Origin of the sequence: Vibrio sp. 10N.261.51.F11, from assembly GCF_041471665.1 — a bacterium.
In the GTDB taxonomy this organism is placed as follows: domain Bacteria; phylum Pseudomonadota; class Gammaproteobacteria; order Enterobacterales; family Vibrionaceae; genus Vibrio; species Vibrio crassostreae_C.
On sequence record NZ_JBFROW010000039.1, the window covers coordinates 36,770 to 58,470 of the forward strand.

General features: G+C 46.0%; 13 protein-coding genes and 1 pseudogene. 8 read left to right on the forward strand and 6 right to left on the reverse strand.

Annotated elements, in window-relative coordinates; all coding sequences use genetic code 11:
• Positions 1-18: 18 nt before the first annotated feature.
• Complete coding sequence (locus tag AB4351_RS14065) at positions 19-2,082, reverse strand: ATP-binding protein (protein WP_372126328.1); 2,064 nt, start codon at positions 2,080-2,082, stop codon at positions 19-21.
• Between the two features lie 230 nt (positions 2,083-2,312).
• Between AB4351_RS14065 and AB4351_RS14070 the strand changes: the two genes are divergently transcribed.
• The 4 genes from AB4351_RS14070 (at position 2,313) to lhgO (ending at position 8,587) form a co-directional block, all read left to right on the forward strand.
• A complete protein-coding gene (locus AB4351_RS14070; RefSeq protein WP_102321268.1) occupies positions 2,313-3,653 on the forward strand; it encodes a sigma-54 dependent transcriptional regulator in 1,341 nt (446 codons plus the stop codon).
• Positions 3,654-3,970: 317 nt separating this feature from the next.
• Positions 3,971-4,984, forward strand: a complete 1,014-nt coding sequence (locus AB4351_RS14075; RefSeq protein WP_017061064.1) for a TAXI family TRAP transporter solute-binding subunit — start codon at positions 3,971-3,973, stop codon at positions 4,982-4,984.
• A 184-nt stretch (positions 4,985-5,168) separates the two neighbouring features.
• The gene (locus tag AB4351_RS14080; RefSeq protein ID WP_017061065.1) at positions 5,169-7,346 is read left to right on the forward strand and encodes a TRAP transporter permease; all 2,178 of its coding nucleotides are present in this window, start codon (positions 5,169-5,171) and stop codon (positions 7,344-7,346) included.
• Positions 7,347-7,372: 26 nt separating this feature from the next.
• On the forward strand, positions 7,373-8,587 hold the full coding sequence (lhgO, locus tag AB4351_RS14085) for an L-2-hydroxyglutarate oxidase (RefSeq protein ID WP_372126329.1): 1,215 nt from the start codon (positions 7,373-7,375) through the stop codon (positions 8,585-8,587).
• 143 nt (positions 8,588-8,730) lie between these two features.
• On the opposite strand, the gene AB4351_RS14090 is transcribed toward lhgO, so the two are convergent.
• The 5 genes from AB4351_RS14090 to AB4351_RS14110 all read right to left on the reverse strand — a co-directional run bounded on the left by AB4351_RS14090 (position 8,731) and on the right by AB4351_RS14110 (position 15,808).
• Positions 8,731-10,287 carry a M28 family metallopeptidase gene (locus AB4351_RS14090; RefSeq protein ID WP_372126331.1) on the reverse strand — a complete coding sequence of 519 codons (1,557 nt, stop codon included), beginning with the start codon at positions 10,285-10,287 and terminating at the stop codon, positions 8,731-8,733.
• Between the two features lie 143 nt (positions 10,288-10,430).
• Positions 10,431-12,800 carry a M4 family metallopeptidase gene (locus AB4351_RS14095; RefSeq protein ID WP_372126333.1) on the reverse strand — a complete coding sequence of 790 codons (2,370 nt, stop codon included), beginning with the start codon at positions 12,798-12,800 and terminating at the stop codon, positions 10,431-10,433.
• A 572-nt stretch (positions 12,801-13,372) separates the two neighbouring features.
• Positions 13,373-13,648, reverse strand: a complete 276-nt coding sequence (locus tag AB4351_RS14100; RefSeq protein ID WP_017065177.1) for a hypothetical protein — start codon at positions 13,646-13,648, stop codon at positions 13,373-13,375.
• Between the two features lie 100 nt (positions 13,649-13,748).
• Positions 13,749-15,068, reverse strand: a complete 1,320-nt coding sequence (locus tag AB4351_RS14105; RefSeq protein ID WP_372126335.1) for a sensor histidine kinase — start codon at positions 15,066-15,068, stop codon at positions 13,749-13,751.
• A gap of 35 nt (positions 15,069-15,103) precedes the next feature.
• The gene (locus AB4351_RS14110; RefSeq protein ID WP_372126336.1) at positions 15,104-15,808 is read right to left on the reverse strand and encodes a response regulator; all 705 of its coding nucleotides are present in this window, start codon (positions 15,806-15,808) and stop codon (positions 15,104-15,106) included.
• A gap of 278 nt (positions 15,809-16,086) precedes the next feature.
• Here AB4351_RS14110 and AB4351_RS14115 point away from each other — a divergent pair.
• From AB4351_RS14115 to betA, 4 genes and pseudogenes are all read left to right on the forward strand, one after another.
• A pseudogene (locus AB4351_RS14115) lies at positions 16,087-17,196 on the forward strand (alpha/beta hydrolase).
• Between the two features lie 429 nt (positions 17,197-17,625).
• Entirely contained in the window at positions 17,626-18,228 is a 603-nt protein-coding gene (gene betI, locus AB4351_RS14120) for a transcriptional regulator BetI (RefSeq protein ID WP_048610022.1), read from the forward strand.
• 105 nt (positions 18,229-18,333) lie between these two features.
• On the forward strand, positions 18,334-19,794 hold the full coding sequence (betB, locus tag AB4351_RS14125; protein WP_137001589.1) for a betaine-aldehyde dehydrogenase: 1,461 nt from the start codon (positions 18,334-18,336) through the stop codon (positions 19,792-19,794).
• A 72-nt stretch (positions 19,795-19,866) separates the two neighbouring features.
• Positions 19,867-21,594, forward strand: coding sequence for a choline dehydrogenase (gene betA, locus AB4351_RS14130; RefSeq protein WP_372126338.1), 1,728 nt, complete (start codon positions 19,867-19,869; stop codon positions 21,592-21,594).
• Positions 21,595-21,701 lie beyond the last annotated feature (107 nt).

A 21,701-nucleotide genomic window follows, 5' to 3' on the forward strand; every position in this document is an offset into this window, starting at 1 on the left:
TTTGAGTCTTATTAGTAACTACTCACTATCTATATTCTTCAGCGTTAATGTGAATGTCATGCCTTGGTCTGGGTTGTTCTTTGCTATCAAGGTGCCTTGCATATCCCGTACATTGTTGGCTGTAATAGCTAACCCGAGCCCCAAGCCTTCGCCCATCTTTTTGTTGGTATGAAACGGTTCGAAAATGGTTTCGAGTTGATCTTCAGACACACCACAACCGTTATCTTGAACCTTGATGATCACGCGTTGTTGCTCGGTATGAGCGCTGATCACAATGGTTGCTGGTTTCTGATTCTGCGTGGCATCGACAGCGTTTCTAAGCAGGTTACCAAGCACTTGACGAAGTCGCGCCTCTTCTCCCATTACCATCGAAATATTGGAAGCGACACGCACGCGAATATCGACGCTGTCTAGCTCGGTTTGATGAATACGCAGGGTTTCTTGCAGTGCGTCTGTTAGCGAAACTGGGTATGGCTTTTCTAGTCTTTGAAAGGCGAATGACTTCAATTGACTGGTCATGTTGGCCATTCTGTCGATTAGGCTCATCACCAAGTCCATGTTCGCTTTCAACATCTTAGTCTCGCCTCTTTCCATCAGTAATTGATTACTTGAAAGCAGGGTTTTGAGACCAGTAAGCGGCTGATTAAGCTCATGAGTAATCGCACTCGACATGCGACCTAATGCGGCAAGTTTGCTTGATTCCACCAACTCTTGCTGCGCATCCTTGAGGTCTTGTGTTCGCTCTTCGACTCGCAGCTGCAGCGTTTTATTGGCGTTTTGCACCGCAATTTCGGCTTTCTTACGTTTGCTGATATCGATTACGGTACACAGGTAGTAAGTCGTCGCATGCCAAGGAAAGGCGCTAATAGAGAATAAAACAGGGAAGTAACTGCCATCGCTGCGTCTTGCCATGGTTTCGACGCTGGTGATCTCGGCCAGTTCTTGGTGTTGATCTAAGTTTTTGAGCAGCTGCAAGGTGGTTGAATTCGGATTACCTGCCTCAAATAGCTGCCACGCCTTGATGTTATTGATCATCGAATCGGATAAGGAAAAGTAGTTCTTCGCCATCAGGTTGATATCGTGAATGCGTCCGTGTTTATCGATCAGTATTAACCCAACATGGGTTTTATTGATCATCCCAGACAGTCGTTTCTCAGACTCCTCGATAAGCTTTTGGATTCGTAGGTTGCTGAGTTTCTTCTGGCGTCTTTGGTAGAGAATGACCAGCAATAGCATGATGAAAAGACAGCCTACCGCGACGCTCCAACTTATCCAGTTAGTGGTTTGATTGAGGCTAGTTAATGGGGTGAGGTAGGTTAAACGCCAATTCAGATCGTCTAACTTGATGGACTGAATTAGGTAATCTTTATCTTGCAATCGCCACACGCGAATATGGGTTTGGTCATACAGCTCACGTTTTGTCGCTGTGGGCTGAGAATTGAAGGTGTCATTGAACCAATCGGCTCTCAACCTGTTGTCACTGGAGAGAAAGAACTGATCGCGAGGGTTCTGAAACAGTATCGCCTCACCATCGGCAAACCATTGATCGGTTAACAATGACAAATCGATTTGCACCGCGACAATGCCAACCACATCAGAGGCTCGATATACGGGTGCCGCTATGAAGTAATCGGGTGTCACGCCTTTGTTTTTTGTCACCACTGAAATCGCACCACCTTGTTGGTGGATCTTCGAAACAATTGTACTGGCGTTCTTATTGCTCAGTTTGCTTCTTTCAACACTCGATACCAACAAGTCCCCTTCGCCAGAAAGCAGATACCAGCCCTTGGTGTTGGCGGCTTTATCCAATTGAATCAGCTGCTTCTTAATGCGTTTTTCTAGGCGGGCTTCACCATCAATGAAGCGCACACTGGTTTCATCATTGGTTACTAGGTAGGGCAGATAATAGAAACGCTTAAGGGTTCGCCTTGCTTCGGCAATGTAGCCAAGGAAGCGCTGTTCGGCATAGCGTTGGGCTTGTTCAAGCTTCCACTGGCTGATGCCATTCTTGGTGGTGACCTGCACCAAACCAATCAATAAACAGGTACACAGGAATAACCAATATCGATTGTTATTCATCATTTCTGATCAAATCCCTTTAAAATTAGTGGCTTGCCTCTTTGAGCTAGTGGTTTGACAAGGTTTTATGTTTGCTTTTTAAGCGAATGGAGAGTGAGACAAATCGAAGCTAACAAACATTATTAAACTGTTAAAGGAGTGTTATTCAAAGTGGGAGCTAGCTCCTTTTCGTCTGAGGTTTTTTTACATACCGTGGACGATATTAATCAGATGTAGAGTGGCGGAACCAAACTATGCAGCGTATTGCTTTAATTGAAGATGACGCGATTGTGCGTCAAGCAACCAGCCAATGGTTGCAGCTGGCGGGCTTCGATGTCACCGCATTTGAAGTAGGACAAGATGCGTTAAACGCCGTAGAGCAGGGTGATTTTCAAACCATTATCACCGATGTTCGTTTACCTGATATTGATGGTGTTGATCTGCTAGGGCGTTTCAAAGGTCTTGTGCCAGATGTGCCTGTTATTTTGATTACTGGGCATGGTGATGTCGATATGGCGGTGAAAGCCTTACAGCAAGGTGCCTATGACTTCATTGAGAAGCCATTCGACCCAGAGCGTCTGTCTCAAACGGTATCGGAAGCGGTAGATAAACATCAAAGTGGCCAAGACAGAAACAGTCGTCAGAACTATCTGGATAACCTTAAGGGCATTGAACAGGTGCTGATCGGTCGCAGTAAAGTGATGTGTGAACTGCGCGAGCAAATCCAGAAAGTCGCTTCCATAGACACCAACGTGATCATCTATGGTGAAACGGGTTGTGGTAAAGAGCTGGTCGCCTCTTGCTTACATGAATTCAGCCAACGTAAAACCCATCCGTTTGTTCCGCTCAACTGTGGCGCAATCCCAGAAAATCTCTTTGAAAGCGAGCTGTTTGGACACGAAGCCGGAGCGTTTACTGGTGCGGCCAAACGACGCATTGGTAAGCTGGAATTTGCCGACAAAGGCACAGTGTTCCTTGATGAAATAGAGAGTATGCCGCTGTCGATGCAGGTAAAAGTGCTGCGCACCTTGCAAGATAATGTCGTCGAACGCGTGGGGGGGAATCAGCAACAACATGTTGATCTACGAGTGGTCTCTGCCTCGAAAAGCGATCTACTGAATCACCCCGACTTTCGCCAAGATCTATTCTATCGTTTGAATGTTGCCCAGCTGCATTTGCCTCCACTCAGTGAGCGTGAAGAAGATGCCTTACTTTTGTTTGAACACTTCACCCAAGAAGCCAATTCCGAAACACGTATAGCCAGTGAGGCTGATCGCTATGCACTGCTCTCGTATGCGTGGCCGGGCAATGTGCGTGAACTGCGTAATGTTGCGATTCGTTTTGCATTGGATGAAAGCTTGACCGTTGGGGATATTTTGGCGTGTCGTCCCAATTCTGTCACAGAGTCCACAACGGCGGGCATCCCTTTGGCGGTTCAAGTACAGAGCTTTGAAAGGAAAGTGATTCATGATGCCTTAGTTCGTTATAAAGGGCGTATCAATGACGTGATGCAAGATTTGGATTTACCTCGTCGAACATTGAACCAAAAGATGGTGCGTTATGGGTTAAATCGAAGTGACTATGTTGACCCTTAGAGAGCAGCTTCATCGCAGTGCTTGTTGATTTTTAATGAGCAATAAATGGCTCATTGCATATTTATCAATTTACATACATTGATCACACAACTGCAACATGGTGTGACTTGCTTCCCGATCTACAGGTGTTAATTCCGGTAGCCGATAAGCAAAAAATGGCTTACTTAATAACAGGGGAATAAGCAAAAAACGGCTTATTTTGAATAGGTTTTAAAATAAAAGTAAATTAAAACAAATAGTTAAAAACTGGCATTACGCTTGCTATCTATTGTTGTTAACAAAAATATAACGTGAATAACCCTACATGGAGAGTAACAATGAAATACAACAAGCTGGTTAAAACTTTAGCGCTAGCAATGGCTTCTCTTGGCCTTATCAGTAATGCGTCAGCTGAAGAAGATCGCAGCTATATTTTAGCGACGGCTTCAACGGGTGGTACCTATTATCCAGTGGGTGTGGCCTTAGCGACATTGAGTAAAGTTAAGCTTGCGCCTAAGCAGCATTTTTCTTTAGCGGCTATCAGCTCTGCGGGCTCGGGTGAGAACGTAAAGTTGTTGAACGAGAACGAAGCTCAGTTCGCAATTCTACAAGGTTTGTACGGTGCTTGGGCTTGGCAGGGTTTGGGGCCATATGAGAAATCTGGCAGACAAACTCAACTGCGTTCAGTTTCCATGTTATGGCAAAATGTAGAACACTTTATTGTGCGTTCAGATCTAGCAAAAACAGGTACGGTAAGCGATCTAGAGAACCTAAACGGTAAGAAATTCTCTATCGGTAAGAAGAACTCAGGCACTGAGAATTCAGGACGCCAGATCATGCAGGGCCTATCGGTTAACCCAGAACAATTTAAACTCGCCTTTATGGGTTACGGTGGCAGTGCTAGTGCACTACAAAACGGCACGATTGATGGCATGAATACGCCTGCTGGTGTGCCTGTTGGTGCGGTAACACAAGCCTTTGCTGCCTTGGGTGAAGATATTCAAATCCTGTCGTTTACCGATGCGCAGATCAAACAAGCGAATGGCGATTACAATATCTGGACCAAGTACGAGATCCCAGCAAACACTTATCCAGGTGTCGACAAACCAATTACTACGATTGCCCAACCTAACTTCCTAGCAGTTCGCGAAGACATTTCTGAAGACGATGTGTATCAACTGACCAAAGCTATCTATGAAAACCTACCTTTCCTACAAGGTATCCATAAAGCAACCAAAGCAATGGCACTTGAGAAAGGGATCGCAGGTCTGCCTGTTCCTCTTCACCCAGGCGCTGCACGTTATTATCGAGAGATGGGCATCGAGATCCCTTCTGAGTTGATCGTTAACTAGCTTATCTTTTGTCAGGTAACTATTGGTTCGTGAGCTAATGATTTGTCGCGAACTAGCTGTTTGTCATCAACTAACCCCTTCGTGACTTAATTGCTTGGTGCACGTTCGCTCAAGAATGTGTTCGTGCACCTCCTCACTTTATGGATTTTCTCTTCGTGTTTGCTGCGGAGAGCAGGAGTTTTCTATGAGCGATTCGCTGCAGCAGGAACTGAAAAAATTTGAACTGCCGACCCGAACGGATTTTCCGTGGGTGGGCAAAGCAATAACGACAATGGGAGTGCTCCTCTCGTTGTTACACATTTGGTTTAACACCTTATCTACCTTGCCTGAGCTTTGGATCTCGGCGACCCACTTCGCTGGCTTTGCGATCATTTGTGCACTCTGGTATCCCGCTCATATCTCGCTGAAAAATAGCAAGATAGCGCTGGCTGTCGACATCGGAATTGCCTTGGCGGCTCTGGCTTGTCTTATCTATATCCCCTTCGCAGAAGACGCCCTTTATGACCGAGGCGTAAAATTTATCGCCAGTGATTGGTTTTTCTCTATCTTGGCGATTGCCATCGTCATCGAGCTGATTAGACGCACTATGGGCTGGTTCATTCCAGTGCTTATCTTAGTGTGTTTAAGCTATGTAGTGCTTTGGGGACAATGGACCAGCGGTATTTTTCATTTTCCGGGTTTAAGCCTTGAGACGTTACTTTATCGAAGCTTTTATTCATCAGAAGGGATGTTTGGTTCGATCTCAAGAATCAGTTGGACCTTCGTGTTCATGTTCATCCTGTTTGGCGCATTTTTAGTTCGATCTGGTGTCGGCGACTACATTATTGATGTATCCCGTGCCGCGGCGGGCAAAGTGATTGGTGGCCCTGGTTTCATTGCCGTTATTGGCTCCGGCTTGATGGGCTCAGTCTCCGGGTCGAGCGTAGCAAACACAGTATCGACGGGCGTGATCAGTATTCCCTTGATGCAAAAGGCAGGTTTCCCTTCGCGCTTCGCGGCAGGTGTTGAAGCGGCTGCATCTACTGGCGGGCAGCTGATGCCACCTGTGATGGGTGCGGGCGCGTTCATCATGGCCTCTTACACGCAAATTCCTTATGTCGATATTATTGCGGTTTCCTTCGTTCCTGCGCTTATCTACTTTCTGTCTGTGGCATTCTTCGTGCGCATCGAAGCAAAACGCAGTGGTGTGCAAAAGGTGACTTCTGGCTGTGAGCCTCTATTGAAAGTATTGCTGTCGGGTTGGCACAACCTGATCCCATTAGCGGTGTTAGTGACTCTGTTGGTGAAGGGCTTTACGCCGACTTACGCTGCGGGCATCTCGATTCTGTCTGTCGTGGTGGCTTCATGGTTCTCTAAAAATCACAAAATGGGTCCAAAGGCGATCATCGAAGCGCTTTCTCAAGGCGCAAAAAACATGGCGACCACGGCTGTGTTGCTAGTGGGCATTGGTCTGGTGATCAACGTGATCAGCACGACTGGTATTGGTAACACCTTCTCGTTGATGATCAACAGCTGGGCGAACGGCGATTTGTTGGTGATGATCGCCTTAATTGCACTGGCGTCTTTGATTCTGGGCATGGGGTTACCAGTAACCGCGGCTTATATCGTGTTGGGTACTCTGTCTGCACCAGCTTTGTATAAACTGATTGCTGAAAGTCAGTTGCTCGACCTGTTGGTTTCGGGACAGTTACCGGAACAGGCGAAAGCTATCTTCATGTTGGCTGCGCCAGATAAGCTTGATTTGCTGAACGCGCCAATGGCACTTGAAACAGCCAAAGAGATGATTGCGTTAGTCCCTGCTGATTTTGTGGAAACTCTGCTTGAACAGAGCCTTGGATTAGAAGCGATCAGCCTTGCACTGCTTTCTGCCCACTTGATCATTTTCTGGCTATCGCAAGACAGCAACGTGACTCCGCCTGTTTGTTTAACTGCATTTGCGGCTGCAACCATTGCTAAAACACCCCCGATGAGAACGGGATTAATGGCATGGAAGATAGCCAAAGGCTTGTATTTAGTACCATTGTTGATTGCCTACACTAACTTGGTAAGTTGGGATGTGATCTCCGTGTTAGTCACGGGTGGCTTTGCTGTTATTGGTACTTACGCGTTTATCGCGGCGATTGAAGGTTATCTAGAGAGCGAAGTTAATATTATTACTCGAGTAGCGTTGGTTGCGGTAGGTATAGCTCTAGTATGGCCTGATGTTTCAGTCGTGATCCGTTTGGTATGTGTTGCCATTTTTGTTGGCATCTTTATCTACAGCGGTCGTAAATACGATGCTAATCAAGTGAAAATGGAATCAGAAAGTGAGGAAAAAAAGTTACCTCAAACCGGGTCTAACACTGTCGCGTCTTCCCTATAATTAAAAGGATTGAATGTAGGAATATTATGAACTCAATATACGACTATATTATCGTTGGTGGCGGCATTGTTGGCGTGTCGACGGCTTGGCAATTACAGCAAGCTCACCCTGATAAAAGTATCCTTTTAGTCGAGAAGGAACGTGGTTTCGCGCAGCACCAAACTGGCCATAATAGCGGGGTGATTCATGCTGGTGTTTACTACGCTCCGGGCAGTTTAAAGGCGGATTTTTGTAAACGCGGCGTAGAGCGCACCATCGCCTTTTGTAGCCAACACGATATCCCCGTCGAAAACTGCGGTAAGTTGTTGGTCGCGACCAATGAGCAAGAAGTGGAGCGAATGAATGCGCTCTATCAGCGTTGCCACGATAACGATATTGATGTTGATTTGTTGGATCAAGCTCAGCTCAAACTTGCCGAGCCAAATATCACGGGTTTGGGTGCGATTTATGTCAAAACCACCAGTATCGTCGACTACAAAAAAGTCACCGAAGTGATGGCTCAAGAGTTTGTTGAGGCGGGTGGTAAGCTTAGCCTTGGTACGGAAGTGATCATGGCCGATGAGCAAGAAGATGAAGTGCAGTTAACGTGCAAAGTAGATGGTCAGACTCTTCAACTGAACAGTCGATTCTTGATCACGTGTTCTGGCTTGATGGCCGATAGAATGACCAAGATGTTAGACATCGAAACCGACTTCCAAATCGTGCCTTATCGCGGTGAGTATTATCAGTTAGACGCTAAGCACAACCAAGTGGTGAATCATCTTATCTATCCGATCCCTGACCCAGAACTGCCTTTCTTGGGCGTGCATTTAACACGCATGATTGATGGCTCCGTAACAGTAGGGCCAAATGCAGTTCAAGGCTGGAAGCGAGAAGGTTATGGCAAGCTTAACTTTAGCTTCAAGGACACTTGGCAGATGCTGAGCTTTGCGGGTTTTTGGAAAGTGACTGCGAATCACTTGAAAACGGGTTTGGTCGAGTTTAAGAACTCGTGGTGGAAACCGGGATATCTAAAGCTAGTGAACAAATACTGCCCGAGTATTACGGTTGATGATTTTAAGCCTTATCCTGCTGGGATTCGTGCTCAAGCGGTACTGAAGGATGGCACCTTGGCCCATGATTTCCTGTTTGCCGAAAGCCCAAGAAGCTTACATGTATGTAACGCGCCATCACCGGCTGCGACCTCTGCAATGCCGATTGGTGAGTACATCTGTGGCAAGGTAATGAAAAAGACGGCTTGATGATAACTAAAGGTTATTAAGTTGAGATGCTCTCCGAAGACAATAAAAAATCCGCAAGCTCCAATCTATTTATGATCGTGGGCTTGCGGATTTTTAGTTTTAGCCGTGTTTGCTAGGTTTAATTGTTAGTCAATTAACCAACCTTAAAGCCAATCAGGAACGAAGTTAGCGACGATGGTGACATCACTAAAGTTACGGTAACCGCGCACCATGATGCTGAATTCACCCGCTGGCTTGTTCAATACACACTGTTCGTTGCTGATGTTCTGGTATGGGCGGCAGTCGTAGTTCGCTTTCGATACGGTGCCGTTGTGTTTCACATATAAGTCGGCATCGCCACTACGAGGGCCTGTTAATGTTACCGTTAACTGACCTGCACTTTCCGTCGTAAATGTGAAGAATTGCTCTTCACCATATCCTGCAGAAAGCCCTTCAACGGGGACGTCATTTTGCAGCTCTTTAGGGCCAGCAACCGGTGAATCAAGGCTGGTTTCGACAAGGTAAGCAATCGCCAACTTAGCGAACTTGGTCGCGTGTGTCGCCGTAGGATCGGAGTTCTCAAGCGTGTCGTGCTCAGTGTGAATACTTGGGTTGTAATCATTGAACATGCTTTCGAATGGCATGGCAGCTGGGTAGCCAACATTGTGCCAAGAGGCGTGGTCAGAACAGGCATAGCCACAATCATCGAAACCGTAACTGATGTCGCTCGCGTAAGTGTCGATCAGCTCGCTTAAGTAGGCGGTAAGGTTGTTGTCGGTGTAGTCTGTGATGAAGGTGATATCGTGCGCTGAACCGTTGTAGCTGGTCATGTCTAATTGCAATACCGATACAACGTTGGCTTGCTCATCTCTTAAAGCGTTGGCGACATCTTGTGAGCCTCTCAATCCCACTTCTTCGGCTGCATAACCATAAAATTTAATGGTCTTGTCTGGCTGAATACCACTGGCGATCATCAGGCGAAGCGACTCTGTTACCGTTGCAATGCCTGACGCATCATCATCGGCTCCTGGTGAGATGGTGCCTTCGCTTGTCCAAGAACCAACCGTTGAATCAAGGTGTCCGCCAACCACGACGATCTCTGCAGGATATTTCGCGCCAAGCAGTGTCACTTCAACAGATTTTTGCGGATATTCAGCATGTGTGATTTGGCGTGCAGACGCATACGGCACATCTTTAATTTCTGTTTCCCAACGCTCTAAAAGCCAATCCGAAGCAGCAACACCAGTAGAAGTAGTATAAAAACGGTTGGTGAAGTTGGTTAGATTTTCTATGGTCGTGACCATGTTGTTCGGCTCGACCTGAGCGAGTAGGTCGTTCACTGTGTCTTGATGGCTGATCACCGGCTTTTCGAAGGTGCTCATTGTCAATGGCATCGCTGCGGCTTTGAGTGCGCTTGCTTTGTCTTCGTGCACCATGTAGCCACCACAACGGTGAGTTTCTTCGTGCATGTGGCTGGAGAGTTTCGCCAGCTCTTTCTGGTTGATTTTCGCGACGATGGAATGCTTGTTTCCGGTCACGCCTGGGTAAACCGTTGCGCCATGTTGAGTCATAATATGTTGTGCGTCCGCATCGGTGGTGATCCAAACCTCTTCGTTCGCTGGTGGTGTGATGCCTAGGGATGCGTAAGCCGAAGTACTGTTGATTAAGGCTAAAGAACCTCCGAGTACAGCCAAAGCTAGCATGCTTTTTTGAATAGCCATTTGTCGTCCTTTTTATGGTGAGTATTGTTATGTTGATGGGGGTGATTTTTGTGTAATACGTGGATGTTTTTGTGTAGATGTTTCATTTTCTGAACAGTTAACCGCGAAAAGGGCTCCTTTCGGAGCCCTGAATTTACTATCGATTATTGTATTTTAATGAAACGGTAGTGCTTGGTTTCTGAACAGATATCGCTTGAGGTACATACTTGGTACTCAACATCTACTGTGCCGTTGTGACGGAACTTGTCGACGTATGAGTTGAAGTCTGTAGCGCCAACATTTTTGCCATTACGCTTAATCACAAAGTAGTCATTGGTGTCGTAATCCCATGCCAACTTAACGCGCGCCTTACCGTTCGGATTTTTGTTACCAAACTTCAGTTTTAGTGGGAAGCCTTCCGCAGAGTCACCTTCAATCGTGATCGACTTGCTTGTTGATGTTGCAACGCCTGCATCGTCAGTCACGGTCAGAGTCACCACGTAGTCGCCAGCTTCAGCGTAGGTATAACGAGCCACTTCACCGGTTTGTGTGTTGCCATCGCCAAGGTTCCATTGGTAAGAAACGATTTGACCATCGCTGTCTGAACTTGTGCTGCGTAGCTCGACTTCTTTACCGACAATCGTGTGTTCGAAAGAAGAGACGGGCGGCACGTTAGCGCTGCCTGATTCGTACGACGCTTTCAGATTTGCACCTGCGTAATCTGAGTAACCTAGAACGTTAACCGTGTAACGACCTGCGGTTGGGTTTTCAATCACACACACTTCATCGGTCACGGTTTCACTCTTACAGATATTCTCCTGAGAGCTTGGCGCATAATCTAGGCCGACATAAATATCTGGGTCACCCGTAGACACAGCAAGATCAATCGTCAGTTTCTCTTGGCCTGATGGTACTTCGATATCAAAGTAAGTTTTCGAACCTGTTTCACCAGCAACTGCGGCTTCAACACCATTTTCAAGGCGTTGATATTCCGGTTCTGGTGGCAGTGGTGGCTCTGCACATGGGGTAACACCCACAAGACCGAACGCAGAAACAACGTCATCGGCATTGTAGCCAAGGTCTGTTGCCGAGTTTTTCACGCCACAAGCACCCTGCCAGAAGTCACTGTTTTCTGACCAGTAGATTTGGTTGGATAGCACGAAAAGCTCGAACGCTTTTTTAGTATCCCAGCCTTGCGTGGTTGCAAGTTGGTAGAAGGCCTTGTTGAACACGCCCGAACTGTAGTGCACATTCAAGCCATCGTAGTACTCGGATGCATTATTGATTGAAGAACCATCTCGTGATGGATCGTCCATGTAACGTAGAGCTCCGTCGCCTTTAAAGATATTACGGCCGACCATCCAGTCGTTGGTGCCTTTCATATAGTATTCTGCGGCTTCACCGGCCATGTCAGAGAAGGCTTCGTTCATACCGCCCGATTGGTTTGCGTAGATCAAACCTGAGTTTTGCTCAGTGAAACCGTGGCTCACTTCATGGGCTGATACATCTAGGCTAACAAGCGGGTAAAAGAAGCTCTCCCCATCACCAAAGGTCATGGCTCTGCCGTCCCAAAATGCATTCTCGTAGTTTTCACCGTAGTGAACACGCATCATGAGCTTGAAGGAGAGTGGCGCTGTGTCGAACCAGTTTTTATACATATCGAACACGATGTTGCCAAAGTAATGGGCATCGTTGAGTGGTGAGAATGCGCCGTTCACGGCTTTATATTCGTTACGAGGACATTCATAGCTGTAAGTGGTGTCGCCGTCGGTCGCGCCATTAAGGTCAACGGTAACGACATTTTCAGACTCCATTACACACTCTGTGCCCACTTCTTGAACATCAAGGTAGTGGTAGTCGGTGCCGTATTCGTACATGCCGGTTTTTTCGTTGCCGCCAGGGCCAGTACCGATCTGAGCATGGGCAATACCTTCCCAGCGGTCGATGACTTCGCCTGTGTGCGCGTCTAGCATGGTGAACGGTCGAGTCGGCTGTTCACTGCCTTCTACTAGGTAAGAGACAACGTACACTAGTCGTGTTTTATCTACGCTTTGCTGTCCGATGCCTTGCTTCACAGAGCCTTGATAGATAAATAGCTGATGTTGAACGTTGTCTAGAGATTTGCTGGTTAATCCTTGAGTCTTTAGATCTTTACTTGCGAGTTCAACCGCTTGAGCGCTGTTGATTGATGGCTTAACAAAAGATCGCTCTAAGGTCGTTGTTTTAAGGTAGCGACCTTGAACGGACTTAAGTGCGCCACCTTGGACACTTTGGGTGGCATTTAGGTAATGTCCCCATACCGGTGTTCCCCAGATGTTCTGCTGGATCTTAACTTTATAGATACCACGCTTTTTCAGGTTTACTTCTTTCACCATCTTGAAGCTAGAGGCGTTACTGACTCCTAACTGAGCGTTTAACCCAGAGAAGCTAGTAAAGTTGATCGGTTGATCGATTTGAACGGATTCACTTGCATGCACTGACAAAGACATAGCACTGGCTATAGCAACGGCAACTAAACGTTTTCTTATTTTCATTGTTGTTTTCTCTTTCCATGTAAAATCCAAGAAAACGTAACAAATTAATCACAGCGAATTTACATCATTCGATCTGATTAATTAGTAGCATGGCAATGATCTCTTTTATTCATGAAACTTATATTTCTCGTATTTACAGATAGTTATCATTTCTGTTTATTTTTGAACGCACCTATATGTTTATTTATAAAATCGTGACACTTTTATTAAGTGTTTATTTCTCTTGGAAATTAAGATTTTCGAGTAAATTGATCTGTGCCTCAATTAACGGATTCTGGGTTGATAGAAGGATCAACGATTTGAAAGTGTCACTTTAAACAGAAGGCCATTTAGCGAATTTAGGGGCAATTTTGATAAGAAATCGAAGACTTTTCGGCTTATTTTTCGAATTGTTAGTTAAAAGAGGGAAGGGGAATCGGGCACTTGTTTGGCACAGAGCACAAAATCTGCTGGATGAAAAAAGCCAGCGACGGGTCACTGGCTTAGATTAACTTAGTTTGTGCAGGCTACTGAATATAGGTAGGCAACTGCGACACTTAATTATGGTACGTGGCTAACGTCACTATAGCGAATTACTGCTTTTTACCGCCAACTTGTACGTAGTCGATACCGATAATACGGTTGATGATACCCAGAACAGAGCTCGTATCAGAGTTTGTTGAGCGAATCGTATCAACCGTTGCACCTTCAGGTACTAATTCCATTGCGCGGTCTTGAGTGTTACCTGGCACTTGGAAACCGACAATGTTGAAGCTCTCTGCGTGCGCTGTGTACACTTCTTCGTTGTGGCTGATACCAGAACAACCCGCTAGAGAAACAATGCCTAAAACAACTAATAACTTTTTCATACAAACACCTTAAGAAAGATTGGAATTTAGATTCAATAGGTTCATTGGGAGACAGCATCTCCCGACCGATGTTGAACATTATTCCAGAGGTGTTTTGTCGTTACTGTATGGGTTTGTCAGTTGAATCATTACATAGCTGAATGGTTATGGTGAATACCGCCCCCTTTAAGGTTTGGCTCTGACCAACCTCTACGGTCGCGCTATGTTGAGCACAGATCTTTTCGACGATAGAAAGCCCTAAACCATGGCCGCTCTTGGCCTTGTTACGCGCTTTGTCGCCAACGTAAAAGGGTTCGAACAGGCGAGCTTGATGTTCTTGTGCCACGCCATCACCATCATCATGTACCGCGATCTGTAGCTTATCTTGATGCACGCTTGCTTCAATCGACACTTGCGAACGTGCGAATTTCATTGCGTTACGCACTAGGTTATCTAGTGCTCGGTTAAATAGCGTTTCATCCGCCATTATTGAGCTAGGTTGCTCTGGTAGCGATAGGTCGATGTTGAGCTGAGTGTCTTTGTTCCAACGCGCCATTGCGTGGTCGAGAAAGTCTCGAATCTCTAATGGCTTTTTTAAGTTTTCTAGGTCAGTGCTATCGAGTTTGGCGTAATACAATAGTTCATCGACCATCTTTTCCATCTCTTCCGTGTCTTCGACAATACTCTCAATCGTGCTTTCTTGCTCTGCGTTTAGCTGGGTGTCTTTCAACATTTCAGCTTGCCACTGAATACGGAATATTGGCGTGCGCAGTTCATGAGCGACAGCATTAGTGAGTGAGCGATTACTTTCTACCAAGCGATGAATTCGGTCGGCCATTAGGTTGAAGGATTTGTTCAATGAACCAATCGCAATACCACTTGAAGTCTCGGCTCGTGTCGAGAGATCCCCTTCAGCAAAACGCAGAGTGGCAGCCTCAAGCTTTTTAACTCGGCGGAAGATAATAAATAGATGACATAAGCCATATAAGATAAAGCTCGCTAAAAAGAATAACCAAATGAGGTCATCCTCCAACTCTATTTTTTGCCTAACGAACGCTTCACTGTTGGGGAGGTAGTGATAGGTATTGTCACTGCTTGCTAAGCGAAACCATAGGTCCCGTTCATCATCGTGAAAAACAAAGGTATTCGGATTCGTGCTGAAGAACTCTGAAACGGGGCTGGGTATTTCATCGTCTGGGCTGAATGTAACCAATTTATTTCGTGTGGTTTCTACAAACTGGTTTATCGCTTGATGAGCCGCTTCAAGGCCTTGATTTTTAGCGATGTTCTCGATCAATTGCTGGTGGGCAGCCGCTTCGTAATCTTCCAGTACGTATTCGTAGTCGGTATTGAGCTGATAGACGCTAATCTCGTAGGCGACAAGGCCGGCCATAAAGCAAACTAACAGCCCTATTAAGGACTCCAAAAAGATACGTCGCATAATCGCTCTCTCTATTACGCTCGTATTGAGCGAGGTTAACGCCAGGCGGTCGAAACAAATAAGTAGCCTTTACCGCGAATGGTCTGAATTTTCTCTGCTGGTGTGTGGTCGTCGCCCAAAATCTTCCTTAGACGTACAACCTTGTTGTCAATCGTCCGGTCTATTCCGTCGTACTCAATCCCGCGCAATGTTTGCGTCAAGTAGTCACGAGATAACGGCGTGTCTGGGTTGCTTGCCAATAACCAAAGTAGGTCAAACTCGCTGTCAGTGAGTGATAAAACCGCACCATAAAGTTCACACTTCTTATAAGTGTTTTTCAGAACGAGTTGATCGAACTGAAGGGTGTCTGAGTCATCGACTGAAGCGGTATTGGTGTCTTGGCGGCGTAATAGCGAACGAACTCTGGCCAGCAGAACTCTTGGTTTGATTGGCTTGGTGACATAGTCATCAGCCCCTGTCTCTAAACCAGCGACGTGATCAAAGTCGTCATCGCTAGCGGTGAGCATCAAGATTTTACCTTTATAGTGCGTACGCGTCTGTCGGCAGATTGTAAGTCCATCAGTTACAGGAAGCATTAAATCCAGCAGTACGATATCAGGCTGTTCGGCAAGGATGGTTTGAGCGGCATCACTGCCATCATCGAGTGTGGAAACATCAAAGTCCTGCGTAACAAAGTAATCCTTTAGCATTCGCTGAAGTTTTAAATCGTCTTCTACGATGATCATTTTAGGTTTTGTCATTCCATTCTCAGCCTTATCGTGTGTTTCATTTATTGAGATTACGTGAGGGAGCCTTTTTGAGTGTTTAGTTATTGTGGCATACCCAATTTACAGGCCTTACCTAAAATACCTGACATGAATGATTAAACACTTTGCACGCTAGTTCAATGATGTTTTTGGATTTGTGTGAAAATAAAAAACAATGTTCAAAACGATATACATTCTCATACATTCGCACGACAGATGTTTTGGCCTTTAAATAATAGAATTTTCCCATCAAATATTTTGGGAATAACTGTATGAACGACTATAGAAATGCATTACTGGCGTTACCTTTGATTCTGTTAGCGGGCTGTAATTCAAGCTCTAACTCAGGCTCAAGTTCTGGTAAAGCGGCGACTAAAGCGTAAGCAAAACCTCAAGCTGATTACGTATTTTCATCAGCGAAACTGGGTGAGTTGTATAAAGAGCGACAAGAGGTCCAAGAATCCATAAAACTTGATTACAACGGTGTGCAGTATGAAATCGTTCTGTTTGCGGAAGATATTAGTGATAAGCAAAAAGTGGTTAGGCTTGCGGATAGTTTAGGTCAAAGTGTGGATCTGTACCTCCCTGATGCAGGATTTGATAGCTGCGGTATCTACACAGAGAGCAAGGGTTTGGACGTGTTTGATTGTGGTGCGGCTCAACGCTCAATCGGCAATGACACCACGTTAATTAACACGACGACGAATACTCATAAGCCCGTCGAGCTTGAGTATCACAATGAACTGGTTCAATACGTGACTAGCCTTGGGTCTACCATTCTGAGTAACACTAAAAGTGGGAACAAGGTAACGATAACCACCTCGTTTGCTTTCAACGCTTTTTACCGTGATGTGCTCAACGAGACTGGCGCTGTTGATCGCATTACTTCCACTCTAGGCGCATCAACCTATTCTCAGCTTTTTGATGTCGTGAAATTGTATCAAGGCAGTGAGATGACGTTGAAGTTTACCAACCATATTGGTGGCAGCGCTGACGATGATATCAATATGTACACCGGGCGCATGATCCACAGTAACAACATGACGACGATCGTAACGCCTATGGGGTCGGTGTTCTCTGGCGGCACGGATCTTTTCGCTGCGGGTAACCCACGAGTTTTGCAACGAGCAGATACCACTAAAGCCATTGAGCTTAATAAGCAGGTTGGTGTGCACAGTTGGGCTGAGGATGATAAAACAGCCAAAGACTTCCCATACACGAACGAAAGCCATCGCAAGCAAGCGACCTACTTTAAAAAGGTAATGGGAGACAAAGGAATCGACTTCTATATCTTCACGTTGGATTCTGCTCCGGCTTCTGGCGAACACTGGGTGACTAAGGCTGAGTCAGATAAATACGGTTTCATCACACGCATTGAGTAGCTTAGGCTTGCAATAACATTAGAAACGACTGAGAAGGTTGGTGATGACGCTGTTGTCGCCAACTTTTTTGTTCATTTTTTGATTCGTTACCTGTGTTGATTGTGGATTTCCTTGTCTTAAATTTCAGTATGAAAATTCCTTGATACTTCCTTTCCACTCCCTCCCCAAAAAGTTTCTACAAGGACTCTCACTGATTGATTCTTGAACTTTCTAAGCAAAAACATTTGACCAATAACTATCACACCTCAAATCTTTAATTGTTTTCGTTAGTGCTCTAAATGATATTTAATTTATTGTTTTATAATGATTTTTGTTGTTTTGAATGCTGTATTGTTACGAGTTTGTTTTAAATAATCATTTGAACCCTAACTAAATTTCTGTCATTTTATATTTAACTGAACGTTCAATATAAAATAAAAGGATTAAGAAATGCCGAAGGTTGGGATGCCTGATATACGTAAACCACAGCTTGTTCAAGCCACCATGACGGTGATTGATCGAGTGGGTTTGCATGCCGCGAGTATTGCGTTGATCAGCAAAGAAGCGGGAGTCTCCACTGGCATTATTAATCACTATTTTGGCGGGAAGCATGGGCTGCTCGAAGAGACCATGCGTGAAATCCTTCGCCAACTTTCTAATACCATCACGACTTCACTAAAAGCGCTTCCTGTTGATGCTCACCAACAGAGAATCAACGCGATCATCGATGGTAACTTCGAAGGTTACCAAGCAGAAAATAAGGTCGCGAAGGCGTGGTTGGCATTTTGGTCATATTCAATGCATGACGAGCAGCTGAAAAGACTGCAACGTGTGAATGAAAAACGTTTGATTTCACACTTACGTCTTGAGTTGAAAGGTATTTTGAATCATGAACAAGCGGATCTCGTTGCTCACGGGATTGCGTCTCTGATTGATGGTTTGTGGCTGAGAGGCACACTAAACCCAGATGGTATCGATGCTCAAAAGGCGCGTGCCATCATCAATGATTATCTAGATAAACAACTGACGTTCTACTCGTGCAGTACCAAATAGAACGCAGTGTTAGAACTAGAACAGCACTAGAACGACCAATACTTACACCCAAAATTCAAACTAGACCAGTAGAGTCTAATAACAATAATTAAGTCAGAATCTCAAATGGAAATGAACTCGTTATACATCGATGGCGCAGCGGTTAAAGCAACCTCTGGTGAAACCTTTGATAGCATTAACCCTGCCAACGGTGAACCTATCGCGACCTTAGGCCAAGCATCTTCAGCAGATGTCGACAGTGCTATTGAATCTGCGAAACGCGGGTTTGCGGTATGGTCTGCAATGACCGCTGTGGAACGCAGCCGCATTCTGTTGAAGGCAGTGGAAATACTTAGAGCTCGAAATGATGACCTTGCAAACCTTGAGGTTGTTGATACGGGCAAGCCGCTGCAAGAAGCAATTGAAGTGGATGTGGCGTCTGGTGCTGATGTTATTGAATACTTTGCTGGCTTGGCACCAACGCTACAAGGCGACCAACAACCGCTGAGCGAATCTCAATTTTTCTACACTCGCCGCGAGCCGCTAGGCATATGTGCGGGCATTGGTGCGTGGAACTACCCTATCCAAATCGCGATGTGGAAATCGGCTCCGGCATTAGCTGCGGGTAACGCGATGATTTTCAAGCCTTCAGAAGAAACGCCGCTAACGGCGCTCAAGCTTGCTGAGATATTTACCGAAGCTGGTCTTCCTGATGGCGTGTTCAACGTGGTTCAGGGCGATTACCGTGTTGGTCAGATGCTAACGGCGCACCCAGATATCGCGAAAGTATCGTTCACGGGCGAAACCGGTACCGGTAAAGCGGTAATGGCAGACAGCGCTAAGACGCTGAAATCAGTCACCATGGAACTTGGCGGCAAGTCACCGATGATCGTGTTTGATGATGCGAAATTGGATGATGCAGTTTCAGCTTCGATGGTGGCTAACTTCTACACCCAAGGCGAAGTGTGTACTAACGGTACTCGCGTTTACGTTCATGAAAATATCTACAACGATTTCATCGACCAACTTAAAACACGCACTGAAAAGCTCATCATTGGTAACCCAATGGACATGGAGACTCAGATCGGCGCGTTGATTTCTAAAGAACACCTTTCAAAAGTCCTTGAAGCCATTGAGCTAGCTAAACAGTCGGGCGCAACCCTGCTGACGGGCGGCTATCAAGTGACAGACAACGGCCTCGAAAACGGTAATTTTGTTATCCCAACCGTGTTTGTGGATTGCGAAGACAACATGCCTCACGTTCAACAAGAGATCTTCGGCCCTGTGATGTCAGTGTTGAAGTTTTCGGACGAAGACGATGTGATTCGCCGTGCAAACGACACCAAATACGGCCTTGCGGCTGGTGTGTTTACGCAAAACCTTTCTCGTGCGCACCGTGTTATTCACCAAATGCAGGCGGGTATTTGTTGGGTTAATACGTGGGGTGACTCACCAGCAGAAATGCCAGTTGGGGGTTACAAGCTTTCGGGTATTGGCCGTGAAAATGGACCAGAAACTCTACTTCACTATACGCAGACTAAGAGCATTCTTATTGAACTTGGCGACTACGCCAGCCCTTATGCCTAACGCGTAACACTCAATTTTATGGGTTAGCTTAACAGAGCTAGCCCTACTGACTCATCTCAGGGAAATCAAAACATGGAACAACGCTACGATTATATTATCGTCGGCGCGGGTTCGGCCGGCTGTGTGTTAGCGGATAGGCTAACGGAAAGCGGTGAACATAGCGTTTTATTACTGGAAGCTGGTGGTACGGACAAGAGTATTTTTATCCAAATGCCAACCGCGCTTTCTTACCCAATGAATACTGAAAAGTACGCTTGGCAATTTGAAACAGAGAAAGAACCGGGCCTTGATGGACGTGAACTGCACTGCCCACGTGGCAAAGTGTTAGGCGGCAGCTCATCGATCAACGGTATGGTTTATGTTCGTGGCCACGCGTGTGATTTTGACCAATGGGAAGAAGAGGGCGCTGCGGGTTGGAACTACCAAGCATGTCTGCCTTATTTCCGCCGTGCTGAATCATGGAACAAAGGCGGTGATGAATACCGTGGAGACAATGGCCCTGTCGGCACTTGTAATGGTAACGATATGGAGCTTAACCCACTTTACCAAGCGTTTATCGATGCAGGTAAAGACGCCGGTTACCCAGAAACCAACGACTACAACGGCTACCAGCAAGAAGGCTTCGGCACTATGCATATGACGGTAGACAAGGGTGTTAGAGCCTCAACCTCTAACGCTTATCTACGTCGAGCATTGAAGCGTTCAAACCTAACCTTGAAGAAAGGTATCGTGGCGCGTCGTTTCTTACTTGAAGCACAAGACGCACAAGACCAGTCATCAAAAGGCCAATCGGGCTTGAAAGCCGTCGGTGTCGAGTTTGAAAAGTCAGGCAATACCCAGGTGGCTGTGGCGAACAAAGAAGTGATCTCTTCTGCGGGTTCTATCGGTTCTGTTCAACTGCTGCAGCTTTCTGGTATCGGCCCGAAAGCCGTGCTTGAAAAGGCAGGCGTTGAGCTTAAACACGAGCTGAATGGCGTAGGTGAAAACCTTCAAGATCACCTAGAAGTGTACTTCCAATATCACTGCAACGAACCCATCACGCTCAACAGCAAGCTTGGTTTGGTCAGCAAGGGCATGATTGGCGCGGAATGGATTCTGACTCGCAAAGGCCTTGGTGCTACTAACCACTTTGAATCGTGCGCGTTCATTCGTTCTCGCAAAGGATTGAAGTGGCCAAACATTCAATATCACTTCCTACCAGCAGCGATGCGTTACGACGGACAAGCGGCCTTTGATGGTCACGGTTTCCAAGTACACGTTGGGCCTAACAAGCCAGAGAGTCGCGGTACGGTTGCGATCACTTCTGCTGATCCGCATGCCAAGCCAGAGATCATTTTCAACTACATCTCAACCGAACAAGACCGTCAAGATTGGCGCGATTGTATTCGCTTAACCCGTGAGATTTTGTCGCAACCTGCGATGGATGTTTACCGTGGTGAAGAGATTCAGCCGGGTCTAAGCATTACCTCCGATGAAGCAATTGACGAATGGGTTAAGCAGAATGTTGAAAGTGCTTATCACCCTTCTTGTGGCTGCAAAATGGGCGCTGATAACGACCCAATGGCGGTGCTTGATGAAGAGTGTCGTGTTCGCGGCATTGATAATCTGCGTGTTGTTGATTCGTCTGTATTCCCAACTATTCCAAACGGAAACTTGAACGCGCCCACCATCATGGTGGCTGAGCGTGCCTCGGATTTGATTCTGGGCAAGCCCGTTCTAAAAGAGCAAAACGTTCCGGTATGGATAGCACCGGAATGGGAAGAGACACAAAGAATCAATAAGCCAGTACGAGAAGCGTAAGCGTCTGTTATTGGGTAAAAAATAGCAAAAGTAGTAAAGAATAAAAACAACAAGTAACAAGCAAAAAATAACAAAACTAATTAGTCAAAAGTCAAAAGTCAGAAGAA

What these genes read in the sequence shown, in the direction of transcription:
- AB4351_RS14105 (WP_372126335.1), bottom strand. Translation starts at nt 15,068, where the DNA reads ATGCGACGTATCTTTTTGGAGTCCTTAATAGGGCTGTTAGTTTGCTTT.
- AB4351_RS14080 (WP_017061065.1), top strand. Translation starts at nt 5,169, where the DNA reads ATGAGCGATTCGCTGCAGCAGGAACTGAAAAAATTTGAACTGCCGACC.
- AB4351_RS14070 (WP_102321268.1), top strand. Translation starts at nt 2,313, where the DNA reads ATGCAGCGTATTGCTTTAATTGAAGATGACGCGATTGTGCGTCAAGCA.
- AB4351_RS14090 (WP_372126331.1), bottom strand. Translation starts at nt 10,287, where the DNA reads ATGGCTATTCAAAAAAGCATGCTAGCTTTGGCTGTACTCGGAGGTTCT.
- betB (WP_137001589.1), top strand. Translation starts at nt 18,334, where the DNA reads ATGGAAATGAACTCGTTATACATCGATGGCGCAGCGGTTAAAGCAACC.
- betI (WP_048610022.1), top strand. Translation starts at nt 17,626, where the DNA reads ATGCCGAAGGTTGGGATGCCTGATATACGTAAACCACAGCTTGTTCAA.
- AB4351_RS14095 (WP_372126333.1), bottom strand. Translation starts at nt 12,800, where the DNA reads ATGAAAATAAGAAAACGTTTAGTTGCCGTTGCTATAGCCAGTGCTATG.
- AB4351_RS14075 (WP_017061064.1), top strand. Translation starts at nt 3,971, where the DNA reads ATGAAATACAACAAGCTGGTTAAAACTTTAGCGCTAGCAATGGCTTCT.
- lhgO (WP_372126329.1), top strand. Translation starts at nt 7,373, where the DNA reads ATGAACTCAATATACGACTATATTATCGTTGGTGGCGGCATTGTTGGC.
- AB4351_RS14110 (WP_372126336.1), bottom strand. Translation starts at nt 15,808, where the DNA reads ATGACAAAACCTAAAATGATCATCGTAGAAGACGATTTAAAACTTCAG.
- AB4351_RS14065 (WP_372126328.1), bottom strand. Translation starts at nt 2,082, where the DNA reads ATGATGAATAACAATCGATATTGGTTATTCCTGTGTACCTGTTTATTG.
- AB4351_RS14100 (WP_017065177.1), bottom strand. Translation starts at nt 13,648, where the DNA reads ATGAAAAAGTTATTAGTTGTTTTAGGCATTGTTTCTCTAGCGGGTTGT.
- betA (WP_372126338.1), top strand. Translation starts at nt 19,867, where the DNA reads ATGGAACAACGCTACGATTATATTATCGTCGGCGCGGGTTCGGCCGGC.